The sequence below is a fragment of the Polaromonas sp. CF318 genome (genome assembly GCF_000282655.1).
GTDB lineage: Bacteria > Pseudomonadota > Gammaproteobacteria > Burkholderiales > Burkholderiaceae_C > Polaromonas.
Genome location: NZ_AKIV01000144.1, coordinates 19767 through 35504, shown reverse-complemented (window position 1 = coordinate 35504; position 15738 = coordinate 19767). Strand labels below are relative to the sequence as shown.

At 66.4% G+C, this 15738-nt stretch carries 15 protein-coding genes; 10 read left to right on the top strand and 5 right to left on the bottom strand.

The features are described from left to right. The first annotated feature begins 163 nt into the window (after nucleotides 1-163). Both PMI15_RS22205 and PMI15_RS22200 read left to right on the top strand, forming a co-directional pair. Nucleotides 164-2539: a Tex family protein gene (locus PMI15_RS22205; RefSeq protein WP_007874447.1), complete on the top strand. Its 2376-nt coding sequence runs from the start codon at nucleotides 164-166 to the stop codon at nucleotides 2537-2539. Nucleotides 2540-2617: 78 nt separating this feature from the next. Then, complete coding sequence (locus PMI15_RS22200; RefSeq protein WP_007874445.1) at nucleotides 2618-3709, top strand: patatin-like phospholipase family protein; 1092 nt, start codon at nucleotides 2618-2620, stop codon at nucleotides 3707-3709. A gap of 6 nt (nucleotides 3710-3715) precedes the next feature. Here the strand turns inward: PMI15_RS22200 and PMI15_RS22195 are convergent, their stop codons facing one another. Together PMI15_RS22195 and PMI15_RS22190 are read right to left on the bottom strand one after the other, a co-directional pair. Next, nucleotides 3716-4822 carry a porin gene (locus tag PMI15_RS22195; RefSeq protein ID WP_007874443.1) on the bottom strand — a complete coding sequence of 369 codons (1107 nt, stop codon included), beginning with the start codon at nucleotides 4820-4822 and terminating at the stop codon, nucleotides 3716-3718. Nucleotides 4823-5163: 341 nt separating this feature from the next. Beyond that, complete coding sequence (locus PMI15_RS22190) at nucleotides 5164-6300, bottom strand: iron-containing alcohol dehydrogenase (RefSeq protein ID WP_007874441.1); 1137 nt, start codon at nucleotides 6298-6300, stop codon at nucleotides 5164-5166. Nucleotides 6301-6465: 165 nt separating this feature from the next. On the opposite strand from PMI15_RS22190, the gene PMI15_RS22185 reads away from it, so the two are divergent. After that, complete coding sequence (locus PMI15_RS22185; RefSeq protein WP_007874439.1) at nucleotides 6466-7419, top strand: alpha/beta hydrolase; 954 nt, start codon at nucleotides 6466-6468, stop codon at nucleotides 7417-7419. A gap of 16 nt (nucleotides 7420-7435) precedes the next feature. Continuing rightward, a complete protein-coding gene (locus PMI15_RS22180; RefSeq protein WP_007874438.1) occupies nucleotides 7436-8293 on the top strand; it encodes a YbgC/FadM family acyl-CoA thioesterase in 858 nt (285 codons plus the stop codon). Here the strand turns inward: PMI15_RS22180 and PMI15_RS22175 are convergent. Both PMI15_RS22175 and PMI15_RS22170 read right to left on the bottom strand, forming a co-directional pair. After that, complete coding sequence (locus tag PMI15_RS22175; protein ID WP_007874436.1) at nucleotides 8280-9101, bottom strand: NRDE family protein; 822 nt, start codon at nucleotides 9099-9101, stop codon at nucleotides 8280-8282. The two genes, PMI15_RS22180 and PMI15_RS22175, sit on opposite strands and share 14 nt — an antisense overlap. A gap of 2 nt (nucleotides 9102-9103) precedes the next feature. After that, entirely contained in the window at nucleotides 9104-10042 is a 939-nt protein-coding gene (locus tag PMI15_RS22170; RefSeq protein ID WP_007874433.1) for a folate-binding protein YgfZ, read from the bottom strand. Between the two features lie 84 nt (nucleotides 10043-10126). Here PMI15_RS22170 and mltG point away from each other — a divergent pair, with 84 nt between their 5' ends. The 6 genes from mltG to PMI15_RS22140 all read left to right on the top strand — a co-directional run bounded on the left by mltG (nucleotide 10127) and on the right by PMI15_RS22140 (nucleotide 14923). Beyond that, entirely contained in the window at nucleotides 10127-11134 is a 1008-nt protein-coding gene (gene mltG / locus PMI15_RS22165; RefSeq protein ID WP_007874432.1) for an endolytic transglycosylase MltG, read from the top strand. 2 nt (nucleotides 11135-11136) lie between these two features. After that, entirely contained in the window at nucleotides 11137-11829 is a 693-nt protein-coding gene (tmk, locus tag PMI15_RS22160) for a dTMP kinase (protein WP_007874430.1), read from the top strand. After that, nucleotides 11826-12917, top strand: coding sequence for a DNA polymerase III subunit delta' (locus tag PMI15_RS22155; RefSeq protein ID WP_007874428.1), 1092 nt, complete (start codon nucleotides 11826-11828; stop codon nucleotides 12915-12917). Before tmk ends, PMI15_RS22155 begins: the two co-directional genes overlap by 4 nt. Before the next feature lie 60 nt (nucleotides 12918-12977). Next, entirely contained in the window at nucleotides 12978-13358 is a 381-nt protein-coding gene (locus tag PMI15_RS22150; RefSeq protein ID WP_007874426.1) for a PilZ domain-containing protein, read from the top strand. A gap of 99 nt (nucleotides 13359-13457) precedes the next feature. After that, the gene (locus tag PMI15_RS22145) at nucleotides 13458-14258 is read left to right on the top strand and encodes a TatD family hydrolase (RefSeq protein WP_007874425.1); all 801 of its coding nucleotides are present in this window, start codon (nucleotides 13458-13460) and stop codon (nucleotides 14256-14258) included. After that, entirely contained in the window at nucleotides 14255-14923 is a 669-nt protein-coding gene (locus PMI15_RS22140) for an ankyrin repeat domain-containing protein (RefSeq protein WP_007874424.1), read from the top strand. Before PMI15_RS22145 ends, PMI15_RS22140 begins: the two co-directional genes overlap by 4 nt. Before the next feature lie 171 nt (nucleotides 14924-15094). On the opposite strand, the gene PMI15_RS22135 is transcribed toward PMI15_RS22140, so the two are convergent. Further along, the gene (locus PMI15_RS22135; protein ID WP_007874423.1) at nucleotides 15095-15712 is read right to left on the bottom strand and encodes a LysE family transporter; all 618 of its coding nucleotides are present in this window, start codon (nucleotides 15710-15712) and stop codon (nucleotides 15095-15097) included. Nucleotides 15713-15738: the final 26 nt, after the last annotated feature.

The following is a 15738-nucleotide window of genomic DNA, read 5'->3' as shown; positions in this document are numbered from 1 at the left end:
TTTCAAGCTCAGGCCATTATGGGAAGGGGCTCCCCAGTTTTCCTGTGGGACAATGCCGACCCTTGGCGTCAGTTTCCAGGTTCGCAAGCCCTGCGCTTGCGGCCACCCCAGTCCCGTTTGTCCGTTTCATCCCCTTCAGCCTTTCCAGCCACTTTTTTCCGATATGCAAAAAATCATCCGCCAGATCGCGGCAGAAATCAAAGTCCAGGAACACCAGATCAAGGCAGCCGTGGAGCTGCTCGACGGCGGCGCCACCGTTCCCTTTATTGCACGCTACCGCAAGGAGGCCACCGGCGGGCTGGACGACATCCAGCTGCGCGAGCTCGAATACCGGCTGGGTTATCTGCGCGAGCTCGAAGAGCGTCGCGAGGCGGTGCTCAAAAGCATCGAAGAGCAGGGCAAGCTCACGCCCGAACTGCGCGCGGCGGTCGAGTTCGCCGCCACCAAGCAGGACCTGGAGGACCTGTACCTGCCCTTCAAGCCCAAGCGCCGCACCAAGGGCCAGATCGCGCGCGAAGCCGGCATAGAGCCACTGGCCGACAAGCTGTTCGCCGACCCATCCCTGGTGCCGGCCGACGAGGCCGCGGCCTTTGTGAAAGCCGAGAAAAACGAAAGCGGCGACGACTTCACCACCGTACAGGCGGTGCTGGACGGCGTGCGCGACATCCTCTCTGAACGCTGGGCCGAAGATGCCGGCCTGGTGCAGTCGCTGCGCAACTGGCTGTGGAGCGAAGGGCTGTTCAGCTCCAAGCTGGTGGCCGGCAAGGATGAGAACAACGCCGACAACAGCAAATTCCGCGACTACTTCGAGTACGACGAGCCGATTGGCCGCGTGCCTTCGCACCGCGCGCTGGCGGTGTTCCGCGGCCGCGCGCTGGAGATCCTGGACGCCAAGCTGCTGCTGCCCGAGCAGGCCGAACCCGGCAAACCCAGCATTGCGGAGGGCAAGATCGCGCTGCACCTGGGCTGGAGCCACAAGGCGCGCCCGGCCGACGACCTGATCCGCAAGGCCGTGGCCTGGACCTGGCGCGTCAAGCTCAGCCTTTCGCTGGAGCGCGACCTGTTCACCCGCCTGCGCGAGGAAGCCGAAAAAGTCGCGATCAAGGTGTTCGCCGACAACCTGCGCGACCTGCTGCTGGCCGCGCCGGCCGGCCCGCGAGTGGTGATGGGCCTGGACCCGGGCATACGCACCGGCGTCAAGGTGGCGGTGGTCGATGCCACCGGCAAGCTGGTGGAAACCGCCACCGTCTACCCGCACGAGCCGCGCAAGGACTGGGAAGGTTCGCTGCACACCCTGGCCAAGCTTTGCGAAAAACACGGCGTGAACCTGATCGCCATCGGCAACGGAACGGCCAGCCGCGAAACCGACAAGCTCGCCGCCGACCTGATCAAGGGCATGGCCAAGGTGGAACAGGTGATTGAAAAAGTCGTGGTCAGCGAGGCCGGCGCCTCGGTCTATTCGGCCAGCGAATTCGCCTCGCAGGAAATGCCCGATGTGGACGTGAGCCTGCGCGGTGCGGCCAGCATCGCGCGCCGCCTGCAGGACCCGCTCGCCGAACTCGTCAAGATAGATCCCAAGTCGATAGGCGTGGGCCAGTACCAGCACGACGTCAACCAGAGCGACCTGGCGCGCAGCCTGGACACTGTGGTCGAGGACTGCGTGAACAGCGTGGGCGTGGACCTGAACACCGCCAGCGTGCCTTTGCTGGCGCGCGTGTCGGGCCTGTCGCAAACCGTGGCCAAGTCGGTGGTGCGCTGGCGCGACGCCAATGGCGCCTTTGCCTCGCGCGCCGATTTGCTCAAGGTGACCGGCCTGGGCGCCAAGACCTTTGAGCAGAGCGCGGGCTTTTTGCGCCTGCGCGGCGGCAGCAACCCGCTGGACATGACCGGCGTGCACCCCGAGACCTACCCTGTGGTCGAAAAAATCATGGCCCACACCGGCAGGCCGGTGGCCGAGCTCATGGGCCGCGCCGAAATGCTCAAGACCCTGAAGCCCGAGCTGTTCGCGAACGAGCAGTTCGGCGTGATCACCGTCAAGGACATCCTGACCGAACTCGAGAAACCCGGCCGCGACCCGCGCCCCGACTTCAAGGTGGCGCGCTTTAACGAGGGCGTGGAAGACATCAAGGACCTCAAGGAAGGCATGACACTGGAAGGCACGGTCAGCAACGTCGCGGCCTTCGGCGCCTTTGTCGACATCGGCGTGCACCAGGACGGCCTGGTCCATGTGAGTCAGCTCGCCAACAAGTTCGTCAACGATGCGCGCGAAGTCGTCAAAACCGGCGATATCGTGAAAGTGCGCGTGACCGAAGTCGACGTGGCGCGCAAGCGCATAGGCCTCACGATGAAGCTGGACGCCGCGCCGGCGCGCCGCGACGGCCCGCGCGACAACCGCTTTGAAAGCGCGCGGCCCGGCGGGCAGGGCCGTGGCGGCAACTACGGTGGCAATTACGGCGGCGGCGGACGCGGCGCGCCGCAACCGGCGGCGGCCACGGCCATGGAATCGGCTTTCAGCAAGCTGGCGGCGCTCAAGAAATAAGCGGCAGGCGCGGCGGTCCCGCAAAGGACAGCCGCGCCGCCGGCTTGATGCTCCAATACGCCCGACAATCCACGCCCCATGAAAGCCCTACGCATCTACGCCGGCCCCAAGGCGCGCCGGCACATTGAACAAAACGGCCTGCAGGCCAAGGACATCGGCGTGGTGCCGGGCGCGGCCGGCGGCCCCAAGGGCCTGATCCTGGGCGCGCTGGACCGTTTTATTTTTGGCGAGTGGCTGGCGCAGACCGACCATCCGGTGCACCTGGTGGGCGCCTCGATAGGCGCCTGGCGCATGGCCACGGCCTGCCTCAAGGACCCGGCGGCAGGTTTCTCGCGGCTGGAAGACGACTACATCCACCAGCATTACGAACTGCAGCCCGGCCAGAAGCGCCCGACGGCGGACAGGGTGAGCGAGCAGTTCGGCGAAAGCCTCAAGGCGTTTTACGGCGGGCGCGTGCACGAAGTGCTGCAGCACCCGCGCTACAAGCTGCACATCGTGACCTCGCGCGGGCGCCACATGCTGGGCCGCGAGCACAAGCTGGCCACACCGCTGGGCTACCTGGGCGCCTTTCTGACCAACAGCCTGCACCGCAAGGCCATGGGCGCCTGGCTGGAGCGCGTGGTGTTTTCCACGCCCGGTGTGAAACTGCCCTTCGCCACCAGCGACTACCGCACGCGTCAGGTCGACCTCAGCGAGGATAACTTCCAGCCTGCGCTGCAGGCCAGCTGCTCGATTCCCTTTGTGCTGCGCTCGGTGCACAACGTGCCGGGCGGCCCGCCCGGCGCCTATTGGGATGGCGGCATCACCGACTACCACCTGCACCTGAACTACGGCGCCAGGGAAATGCAGGGGGAGGGAGGCGCCGGCCTGGTGCTGTATCCGCACTTCCAGAAATCGGTGGTGCCCGGCTGGCTGGACAAAGGCCTCAAGTGGCGCCACAAGGCCACCCATTTCCTGGACAACATGGTGCTGCTGGCGCCCGACCCGGACTGGATCAAGACCCTGCCCAACGCCAAGCTGCCGGACCGCCAGGACTTTGTGCGCTACGGGCCGGATATGCAGGCCAGGGTGAAAGCCTGGAGCGCGGCCACCGCGGCCAGCGCGCAGCTGGCCGAGGAGTGGCAGGAATGGCTGGCGCGGCCTGACCTGGGGCGGGTGGGTGCGCTTTGAGCCTGCTTAGAACACGTGCGCGATACCCGCGTACACCGATTTCGGGCTCTGGCCGACGGCCGAGAGCGCCAGGCCCGGCGAGCTGCCGCCGCCGCCGCTGATGGTGTAGCCGGCGGCGGCCTGGTTGCTGATCCGGGTCGCACCGCCGTAAATCGTGGTCCGCTTGGACAGCGGGTAGTCGTAGCGTACGCCTATGGCCTTGGAGTCCGAATTCGCGGTGGTCTTGTTTTTCAGCTGGCCGTAGGTGGCGATCAGCTTGCCGACGCCCACGGGAGCCGAGGCACCGATCTGGTAGGCATCGAGCGCGGGCGCGCCGGCCATGTCGCCGCGGCGGCGCACAAAGATGGCCGAAGGCTTGATCACCCCGAAATCGTAGGATGCGGCCAAGGCGGTGTACTTGTCGGTGTTGCCGACGAGGTAAATGGTTTTTTCCGTCATGTAGCTGGCTTGCGCCGATAGCGTGCTGCTGCTGTAGCCGGCTGCGATATTGAGCACGTTACCGGTGGACTTGGGTTGGCCGCCCGCGCCGGTCGATTCACCGAAGGCATAAAACACATTGGCCTTGAAACCGCTCCAGGTGGGCGTGGTGTACTGGATGGAGTTGTCGCGGCGCGTGGTGCCGTCGGCGAGCGAGCCGCCGTTGACGCCCACGCCGGGGCCGGCGTAGTAGTTCAGGGCGCCCGACATGGTAAAACCGGTCGGGTCAAAAGCCGCCATGGTGCCGAAGTGCGGCGTGTACTGCCGGCCTATGTTGACGGCGCCGAAGTCGCCGCTCAGGCCCACCGTTGCCAGGCGCTGGAACATATAGGAGGCGCCCGTCGGCACGGTGCTGGTCGGGATGGTGGCGGTGCCGGTGCTGGCGCCCGTGTCCAACAAAATGCCGGCTTCCAGGATGAAGTTGGCCTTCAGGCCGCTGCCCAGGTCTTCCGTGCCGCGAAAGCCGAAGCGCGAGCCCATGGCGCCGCCGCTGGAGATGCGCGTTACCGTGCCGTTGCCCGCGGACGCGAGTTCGAGGAAGGAATCGAGCACGCCATACACCGTGACGGAGCTCTGGGCTTGCACCGCGCAGCTGGCGGCCGACAGCACCGAAAGTGCGAACAATTGGGTTTTCATGATGTCTCCTGATGTTGTTGATCTGGCGTGCTCAGCGACCTGGCGCCCCCGCGGGGCCGTGCGCCCGCAACCCACCGGCGGCCGGTTGCGCGGAAATCGTTAACCACAAGCCGAAGCGTAACGGGATTTTGGTTATAAATAATAAGTAAATAGACTCTTGCCAAGTCGCCCGTTTATGGTTATGAAACGTAACCATATTCCGGGTTTTCGCTTCCCGCCCACCTCGCCGGGTGGCGTCCGGGGGAGGCGCACGGGGACGGGCGCGCAATCGCCATCGCGATGCGGTGGCGCTGATCAGCTCGCTGGGGAGGAGGGCGCCGGTCGCCCGGCTGGGCAGGCCGCTAGAGCGAAGCCGCCAGCATCTCTTCGTATTCGCCCGCGCTGGCAATGCGCGGGTTGGTCTTGTGGCAGTGGTCGGCCAGCGCGCCGGTGATGATCTGCCCGAACTGCCCGCGCTCAACACCCATGGCGGCCAGCCCGGTGGGCAGGCCCAGCCGGGCGTTCATGTCGCGTATCGCCTCAGCGATGTCGCCACCCGAGGCCAGGCCCATGGCGCGCGCCATGCGGTCCAGACGCCTGTCTTTTTGCACCGATTCGGCCCCGGCGTTAAAGCGCACCACGGCCGGCAGGAACATCGCATTGAGCGTGCCGTGGTGCAGGCGCGGGTCCACGCCGCCCAGGCTGTGGCTCAGGCTGTGCACGCAGCCCAGGCCTTTCTGGAAAGCCATGGCGCCCTGCATCGATGCGCTCATCAAATTAAAACGCGCCTCGCGGTCGCTGCCGTCGCGCGTGGCGCGCTCGATGTGGGCCCAGCCTCGTTCCAGGCCGTCCAGCGCGATGCCGTCGGCCGGCGGGTTGAAGGCGGCCGACATATAGGTCTCCATGCAATGCGCGATGGCGTCCATGCCGGTGGCGGCCGTCAGTTTGGCGGGCAGGCCCAGCGTGAGTTCGGGGTCGCAGATCGCGGTTTTGGGCACCAGGTGCCAGGAATGAAAACCCAGCTTGCGGTGATCGTCCACGATGAGGATGGCGCCGCGCGCGACCTCGCTGCCGGTGCCGCTGGTGGTGGGCACGGCGATCAGCGGCGCCACGCGCTCGGTGATCTTCGGGGAGCCGCCTTCGATGGTGGCGTAGGTGGTGAGCGGCCCTTCGTGCGTCGCGGCAATCGCCACGCCCTTGGCGCAGTCGATCGCCGAGCCGCCGCCCACGGCGACCAGGCCGTCGCAGCCGCTGGCCTTATAGAGCTCGGCGGCGGCGCGCACGGCGGCCTCGGTCGGGTTGGACGGCGTCTGGTCGAAGACCGTGACCTGCATGCCGGGCAGGGCGTCCAGCGCTTTTTGCAGAATGCCGGCGGCCTTGACGCCGGGGTCGGTCACGATGAGCGGGCGGGTGATGCCCACACGCTCGCATTCCTGCTTGAGCAGTTTCACGGCGCCGAACTCGAACTGGATCTGGGTGACGTAGTAGATGAAGGCCATGCGGGCTGTCTTTCTGCGTTGTACGATTGGGCTATGCGGGTCCTTGCGCTGACTTTAATGGCTTTCAAGGCCTTTTGCCCCTTTTTGCCCGCATGCCCCGCCCGCCAACCCCTGTTCCCGTCACCTGGGTGATAGCGCCCGCGCCGCCGCCCCACGCCTTCACTGATGCCGCCCAACCCGCAAACCCTGCTGACCCCCGCCATGCGCGACGTGCTGAGCCGCATCGCGCGCGCCAATCGCCCGGCCTTCCATACCCTGACACCCGACCAGGCCCGCGCCGCCTACGCGGCCGGCGCCGATGTGCTCGAAATCCCCAAGCCGGCGCTGGCCCGCGTGGAGGATGTGCACATCCCCGCGCGCGACGGCGAACTGCTGCGCGCGCGGCTGTACGCGCCGTCAGACGCCGTGCTGCCGGTGCTGCTGTTCTTCCACGGCGGCGGCTTCACCGTGGGCAGCGTCGCCACGCACGACATCCTGTGCCGCCAGCTCAGCCTGCTGGCCGGCATCGCCGTGTTGTCGCTGGATTACCGGCTGGCACCGGCGCATCAATTTCCGACGGCGGCCAACGACGCTTGGGACGCGCTGCAATGGCTGGCGACTCATGGCGCTTCACGGGGCCTGGACGCCTCTCGCATGGCCGTGGGCGGGGACAGCGCGGGCGGCACGCTGGCCGCCATGTGCGCGGTGCTGGCGCGCGACGCCGGCCTGCCGCTGGCCCTGCAGCTCTTGATTTACCCGGGCTGCACCGCGCACCAGGACACGGTTTCGCACAAGACCTTCGCCGAGGGTTTTGTGCTCAGCGAAGCCGACATCAGCTGGTTCTTCAGCCAGTATGTGCGCGGACCGGCGGACCGCGACGATTGGCGTTTCGCGCCGCTCAATGCGCCCGACGTGGACGGCGTGGCGCCGGCCTGGGTGGGCCTGGCCGAATGCGACCCGCTGGTGGACGAGGGCGTGATGTATGCCGACAAGCTGCGCGCGGCCGGCGTGGCGGTGGACCTGGAAATTTACCGCGGCGTGACCCACGAATTCATCAAGATGGGCCGCATCATTCCCGAGGCCAGGCGCGCCCATGCCGATGCGGCGGCGGCGCTGCGCGGCGCCTTCAGGCTGGACTGATAAGGAGACGAAACGGATGAAACGACAGGACTTCCGCTTTTTCCATCGCCTGCGCGTGCGCTGGGCCGAGGTGGACATGCAAAAAATCGTGTTCAACGCGCACTACCTGATGTACTTCGACACGGCCATCACCGACTACTGGCGCGCGCTGGCCTTGCCCTATGAAGAGGCCATGGTGCAGCTGGGCGGCGACCTCTATGTCAAAAAGGCCACCCTGGAATACCACGGCTCGGCGCGTTTTGACGAGCAGGTCGACGTGGCGCTCAAGTGCGCGCGCATCGGCAATTCGTCCATGGCGTTTACGGGCGCGATCTTTCGCGGCGACCAGCTGCTGATCAGCTGCGAACTGGTGTATGTGTTCGCCGACCCGGCCTCGCAGACCTCCAAACCAGTGCCCGAGGCCTTGCGCCGTGTGCTGGCAGGCTATGAAGCCGGCGAAGCCATGCTGCAAGTCAAGACCGGCGGCTGGGCCGCGCTGGGCGCGGACGCCGGCAAGGTGCGCACCGCCGTGTTTGTGCAGGAGCAGGGCATTCCCATGGAGATGGAATGGGACGAGGCCGACAGCACGGCCCTGCATGCCGTGGCCTACAACGGCCTGGGGCTGGGCATCGCGACCGGGCGGCTGGTGCACCAGGCGCAGGGCGTGGGCAAGATAGGCCGCATGGCGGTGCACCACGCGCTGCGCGGCTCACGCGTGGGCAGCGACATCCTGCAGGCGCTGATGGCCGCGGCGCGCGAACGTGGCGACCGCGAGGTCATGCTGTATGCCCAGCGCAGCGCCGAGGGCTTTTACCATCGACTGGGCTTCGCTCCGCGCGGCGAGCCCTTTGAGGAGGTCGGCATCCCGCACATAGAGATGGTCAAGGCGCCTTGATCTCGAGTTGCTCGCGGTGTACCGCGGCGGCGGCCAGGCCCTCGCGCCCATGGGTGCGCTCTTCCAGTTCAATATTCCAGTCGCTGTCGGAAGCCGTCGCCAGCAGCACCGTGCTGCAGCGCGTGCCGTAGCCGCGCCCCGGCACTTCCACAAAGGCACTGGAAAGCGCCTCCTCAAGCTCGGGGGGGACACCGGTATGCGGAAGGTCGGCGGGCAAGGCGCGCTGCCGGCTGCCCAGCGCTTTCCACAACAGCTTTTGCAGGCCCTCAGGGCCGTCGCCGCTCTGCAAGGCTGCCGCCAGCACGCGCTTGAGTTCCAGGGTTTTGGGCCATGGCGTGTCCAGCCCGGCGTTGGAAAGGCCATAAAGGCCGGGCGCCAAAGCCTGGGCATGCAAGGCCGGCGCGCCCTCATATTTGTTGGTCACCCAGGTCCAGGCCTTTTGCCGCAGGTCGCCCAGCACCAGGTTAAAGCCGCCAAAGGCCGCGCCCTGGTCTTGCAGGGCGGCCACAAAACCTGCCGCGTCGTCGCTGCTTTCGAGCCAGCGCGTGACCAGTTCACCGCGCGAGCGCGGCGCGGCTTCGGGCTGGGCTTGCCGCACATTGGTCAAAAAAGCAATGCGGCCGGCCGGCGTGATGCCCATCCAGGTGCCGCCGGCGCGCAGGTCGCGGCCCGAGATGATCTCCTGCCCCGAAGCGGTATTCCAGCGCGCCAGCGGCAGCGTGGGCCGCTCCAGGAATTCATCGCGGTTGGCCGCGATCACCAGCGGCCAGCGTGCCGAAGCGCCAATGGCGAACGCAACCAGGCACACGATCAGATATCTTCGAGCAGCGCGTAGGGTAGGGGGAGCAATGTCAGGGCTTCGCCCGAAGCGCTTCCCAGGGTGAGGCGGCCGCCCTCGGCATCGGCCGCCGCGGAAGTCTGCATGGACACAATGGCGTCGAAGCCCCCGGCCGGGTTGGGCGCCGCCGCGGCGACCAGGCCGCAGGGCTGGGAGGCATCGGACGCATGAAACACTTCCTGGCCGACCGCAGGCATTCCGGCGGTGTGGGCCACATAAGCACGCCGCTTGAGCGTGCCGCGAAACTGGCTGCGCGCCACGATTTCCTGGCCGGGGTAGCAGCCTTTCTTGAAGTTCACGCCGCCTACGGATTCGTAATTGAGCATCTGCGGCACAAAAGCCTCGAAGATGGGCTGGGTGATCATGGCAATGCCGGAGCGCACGCCTAGCCATTGCCAGTCGGCCAGGCTGATCTGCCGGCCCTGGGGCGCGGGTGAGCCGGCCGGGGCGCAGCACAGCGCGCGTGCCTGGCCTGCGCCGGGATGCAAAAACACCAGGCTGGTCTCGCCGAGGTCGGCTTTTTCCCAGAGAGCGCCGCTGCGGCCCGCGAGTTGCGCCACGGCGGCGCCGGCCACGCCATACAAAGCGAATTCCGCGCTCGCGTCGCTGAGCTTGGCCTTGGCGCGCAGCACAAACATGGACAGGCGCTTGAGTGTGGCGGGCAGGATGTCGCGGCTGCAGACCAGCAGCAGGTCCGCGCCGCGCTTGAAGACCACAAAGCTGGCCTGCATGCGGCCCTTGGCATTGCAAAAAGCCGCCAGGCGGGCTTCGTGATCGCCCATCAGCGCCACGTCCTGCGTCAGCTGGCCTTGCAGGAAGGTGACGGCGTCGTCGCCCGTGACGCGGATGACGCCCAGGTGCGTCAGTTCGGTGATGCCGGAAAGCGGGTGAGCGGTGCTGGGCAGGGTCATGGGGCGTTCACAGTCGGTGAGAAGATGGGCTGAATTATCATAGGCTTGAGCTTTTGCGTTCTGTACTGAAAAGGTAGCTGGGTTGTGCGTCGTGTCTTTACAAGTCTGTTGATCCTGGTATTTGCCGGCGCCCTGCTGTTGTTCGGTGCGGGCTTGTGGTGGCTGCACGAGCCGATTCCGCTGCGCCTGGCCCCCGGCAGCCAGGTGGTGGACCTGGAAATCGAGCCCGGCACGCCCGCCAGCGGCGTCGCCGAGGTGATTGTGGCCAGCGGCGCCGACGTGCCGGCGGTGTTGCTCCACGCCTGGTTCCGCTTTTCCGGCCAGGCCCGGTTGATCAAGGCCGGCAGCTATGAACTGGTGCCCGGCACCACGCCGCGCAAGCTGCTCAGCATGCTGGTGCGCGGCGAGGAAGCCCTCAAAAGCGTCACGCTGGTCGAGGGCTGGACCTTCAACCAGGTGCGCGCGGCCCTGCAAAAAGCCGAGCAGCTGTCGCCAGACACGCTGAACCTGGCGCCCGAAGCCATCATGGAAAAACTGGGCAAGCCGGGCGTGCACCCCGAGGGCCGTTTCTTCCCCGACACCTACACCTATGCCAAGGGCTCCAGCGACCTGGCCGTGCTCAAACGCGCGGCGCGCGCCATGGACAAGCGCCTGGATGCCGCCTGGTCCCTGCGCAGCCCGGACACCCCGCTGAAAACCCCGGATGAGGCGCTGATCCTGGCCAGCATTGTCGAAAAAGAAACCGGCAAGCCCTCCGACCGGCCGCAGATAGGCGGCGTTTTCAGCAACCGGCTGCGCCTGGGCATGTTGCTGCAAACCGACCCGACCGTGATCTACGGCCTGGGCAGCAAGTTCGACGGCAACCTGCGCAAGCGCGACCTGCTGGCCGACACGCCCTACAACACCTACACCCGCGCCGGCCTGCCGCCCACGCCGATTGCCATGCCGGGCCGGGCCGCGTTGCTCGCGGCAGTGCAGCCGGCGCCCACCAAGGCCATCTACTTTGTGGCGCGCGGTGATGGCAGCAGCCAGTTCAGCGCCAGCCTGGATGAGCACAACCGCGCGGTCAACAAATACATACGAGGTCAGTGACCATGAGCACCAGACCTCTGAGCGGCCTCTTCATCAGCTTCGAAGGCATAGACGGCGCCGGCAAGTCCACGCACATCGCAGGCCTGGCCGAGGCGTTCAAGGCCGAGGGCAGGGCGGTGACGCTGACGCGCGAGCCCGGCGGCACGCCGCTGGCCGAAAAGCTGCGCGCCATGGTGCTCAACGACGCCATGGACCCGCTGACCGAGGCCTTGCTGATCTTCGCGGCCCGGCGCGACCACATCGTCCATGTGATCGCCCCGGCGCTGCTGCGCGGCGAGGTGGTGCTGTGCGACCGTTTCACCGACGCCACCTTTGCCTACCAGGGCGCGGGCCGTGGCTTTGACCTGAAGCTGCTGGCCACGCTGGAGCAATGGGTGCAGTCCGACGAAGGCCTGCTGGGCGACCCGGCCGGCAACACGCCCATGAAACCCGAAGTCGAAACCGTGATCGAGCCGCATTTGACGGTCTGGTTCGACCTGGCGCCTGAAGAAGCCGCTGTGCGCCTGGCCGGTGCGCGCGTGCCCGACAAGTTTGAAGCCCAGCCGCTGGAGTTTTTCCGGCGCGTGGCGCAGGGTTATGCCGACCGGCAGAAAAACCACCCCGAGCGCTTTGCCCGCATAGACGCCGCCAAAAGCCGCGATGAGGTCTGGCAGGCGGTGCGCCAGGTGTTTATGGCCAAAGGCTGGCTGCCATGAGCGACCCCGGCGAAACCCCATCGAGCAACCCGCCGCTGGCGCCCTGGCTGCAAACCCAGCTCGAAAGCCTGCTGGTGCAGCGCGGCCATGCCTGGCTGCTCAGCGGGCCGTCCGGCCTGGGCCAGTTCGAGCTGGCGCTGGCGCTGGCCCGCGCCTGGCTTTGCGAAGAACCCACGCCGCAAGGCGCCTGCGGCCATTGCGGCAGCTGCCATGCGGTCGACGTGCACACCCATGCCGACCTCTGCATGTTGATGCCCGAGACCCTGTCGCTGGCGCTCGGCTGGCCGCTGGACGAAAAAACCCAGGATGAGCTCGACAGCAAAAAACGCAAGCCCAGCAAGGAAATCAAGGTCGACGCCGCGCGCGAGGCCGTGTCCTTCACGCAGTTCACGCGCTCGCGCGGCACGACCAAGGTGGTGCTGGTGTTCCCGGCCGAGCGCATGAACAACGTGACGGCCAACACCCTGCTCAAGACGCTGGAAGAGCCACCGGGTGCGGTCAAATTCATCCTGGCCACCGACGCGGCCCACCAGCTGCTGCCCACCATACGCAGCCGTTGCCTGGGCCACACCATGGTCTGGCCCGATTTTGAGCTGGCGCTGGGCTGGCTGCAGCAGGAAATCAGCCAGGCGGGTGAGGGCGGCAGCGCCAAAAAAGCCGCGTCCGCGCCCAAACCGGCCGACCTGCAAACCCTGCTGGTCGCCTCGGGCGGGCGCCCGGCCGATGCGCTGGCCTGGGCCCAGGATGCGTCAGCCGGCGAAGCGGCCCAGCACTGGCAGGCCCTGCCCAAAGCCATGGCGCGCGGCGACGTGAGCGCCCTGTCGGACTGGGCGCCGGCGCAGGCGGTCGACGCGCTGCAAAAGCTCTGCCACGATGTGCTGGCCGTGCGCATGGGCGCCGCGCCGCGGTTTTTCAGCGCCGCCGACCTGTCCGCCGCAGCCGGCAAGGCGGGCGCCGGGCTGTACGCGCTGGCCAGCTGGTCGCGCGAGCTGGCCAGCATCGCCCGCACCGTGGAACACCCCTACAACCCGGGCCTGATGCTGGAGTCGCTGGTCAGCCGCGCCCGGCTGGCACTCAATGCCAAATAAAGGCCGCCATTCATCGCGCAATTGCGGACACCGCCCCCTTCAAACCGATAAACTAGCGCCATGAGCACAACGCCCCCCGCCAGTTCCCCCGCAGCCGCCGGCGCCCGGCCCAGCGTCGTCCAGCTGGCCATCAAGGAAAAAGCGGCGTTGTACGCCGCCTACATCCCGCTGTTCAAGGAAGGTGGCGTCTTCATTCCCACGGCACGCGACTACAAGCTTGGCGACGACGTCTACGTGCTGCTGACGCTGCCCGAAGACACGCAGCGCTACCCGGTGGCCGGCAAGGTGGCCTGGGTCACGCCCGGCAGGGCGGCCGGCAACCGCACCCAGGGCGTGGGCGTGCGTTTCCCGTCCGACGAAAAATCCCGCCTGCTCAAGATCAAGATCGAAGAAATCCTGGGCGCGCACCTGGCCTCCGACCGGCCCACCCAGACGATTTAAGCGGACCGGCGGCCGCGTCGGCCGCCCGCTTTCCATGCCTTTTGCCCTAGTCCCTCTCTATATAGTGGGACAGCGGCATCCATCCAGAGCCACCGCGGAATGTTCACCGACTCCCACTGCCACTTAAGCTTTCCCGAGCTCCAGGCCCAGCTGCCGCAAATCCGCCAGGCCATGCAGGACGCCAAGGTCGACCGGGCACTGTGCATTTGCACCACCCTGGAAGAATTTGAAACCGTCCACGGCCTGGCCACGAGTTACGACAATTTCTGGGCCACCGTGGGTGTGCACCCCGACAACGAGGACGTGCGTGAGCCCAGCCTGGACGACCTGCTGCAGCGCGCCGCGCTACCCAAGGTGGTCGGCATAGGCGAAACCGGGCTGGACTATTACCGCCTGGGCGAGCGCACCGTGGCCGACATGGAATGGCAGCGCGAGCGCTTTCGGGTGCATATACGTGCGGCCCGCCGGACCGGCAAGCCGCTGGTCATCCACACCCGCAGCGCCTCCGACGACACCATCGCCATCCTCAAGGAGGAGGGCGGTGGCGTAGGGCAGCCCGGCGCTGCCACCGGCGTTTTCCACTGCTTCACCGAAACCCTGGCCGTGGCCCGGGCGGCACTGGACCTCGGGTTTTACATCTCGTTTTCCGGCATCCTGACCTTCAAGAATGCGGCCGATTTGCGCGAAGTGGCGCAATTCGTTCCGCTGGACCGCATGCTGATAGAGACCGACAGCCCCTACCTGGCGCCCATGCCTTACCGCGGCAAAACCAACAACCCGTCTTACGTTCCCTTCGTGGCCAAGCAGATCGCGGAGCTGACGCAGCAGCCACTCCAAACCATTGCCGAGGCCACCAGCCGCAACTTCGAGCGCCTGTTCAGCGGGGTAACAACCTCATGAAAAACCTCATCCAATACTTTAAGAAGGCGATTTACCTTATTGTTATTACTGGATTTTCTGCGGCAAGCGCTGGCTCCTACGAAGACTTCTTCATGGCCATACGGCAGGACAATCCCGCCGTCATCCAGAGCCTGCTGCAGCGCGGTTTTGACCCCAACACCCTGGACCCGACGGGCCAGACCGGCTTGTACCTGGCCTTGCGCGAGCCTTCGCCCAAGGTCGCCGAAGCATTGATCGCCTGGCCCAAGACCGACGTCAACATCCTCAACAGCAAGGAAGAAAGCGCCCTTATGCTGGCCGCGCTCAAGGACCACCAGGCGCTGGCCGAAAAGCTGATCAAGAAGGGCGCCGACGTCAACAAGACCGGCTGGACGCCGCTGCACTATGCCGCCAGCAACGGCAACGTGGCCATCATCAGCCTGCTGCTGGAGAACAGCGCCTATATCGACGCCGAGTCACCCAACGGCACAACCCCGCTGATGATGGCCGCCATGTACGGCACGCCGGCGGCCGTCGAGCTGCTGCTGGAGGAAGGCGCCGACCCCCAGCTCAAGAACCAGCAAGGCCTGACCGCCTTGCAGTTCGCCCAGCGAGCCAACCGCCCGGACGCCGCCGAAGCCATCGCCGCCGCGATCCAGAAGAAACGGCCGGCCGGGCAATGGTGATTGCATCCACTTAGTGCTCAGCCCGGTTTGAGAGTGATGACGCCCAGTCGCCTGGTTGTCTTGTACTGTCTTTATGTTCCACGATGTATATTATGTTAAGTATTATTTGAATCAGCCCAAGACCCTCAAAGAATCCATTTCCCCAAGCGCAAAGCCTCTTCTGCCCCGCGCTCACAGCATCAGCTTGACGCCGAACGCAGCCATCAGCGCCGCGCAGGCGCGGTCTATGGGCCGGCGCAGCGTCATATAGCCTTCGATCACGCGCGGCGTCGAGAACAGGCAGGCGGCCAGGCCGTACCAGAGCAGCGCGTCGAAGAGCACCAAGCCGACCGCCGCGGCGCGAAGCGGCCAGCTGGCATCGGCCGGCACCAGCAGCACGAAGATGCTTCCGAAGTAAGCCAGCGATTTCGGGTTCAGCAGGCCGGTGGCCAGGCCGCGCAACAGCGCCTTGTGCGCCGGCTGCGCCGCCCGTTCGGAGATGGCCACCGTGGGCTTGGGCCCCGCGTGCGAGCGCCACAAGCGCACGGCTATATACAAAAGGTAGGCCGCACCGGCGACCCGGATCGCCGTCTGCAGCGAAGGCATCAGTTCAAAAACCGCCGTCAGGCCGGTGACCGCGATCAGCGCCCACATGGCGCCTGCGGCAGCCAGGCCGGCTGCGATCAGCAAGGCGCCGCGCCGGTCGCGCTCGGCGGCCGCATGCACGACCAGCAGAATGTTGGGGCCCGGGCTGACGATGGCCAGGCTGTCGATCAGGAACAGCGAGAGCAGGACGAGTGCGGTATCCATTGGGGGCATCACCCTTTGTTTCAGGT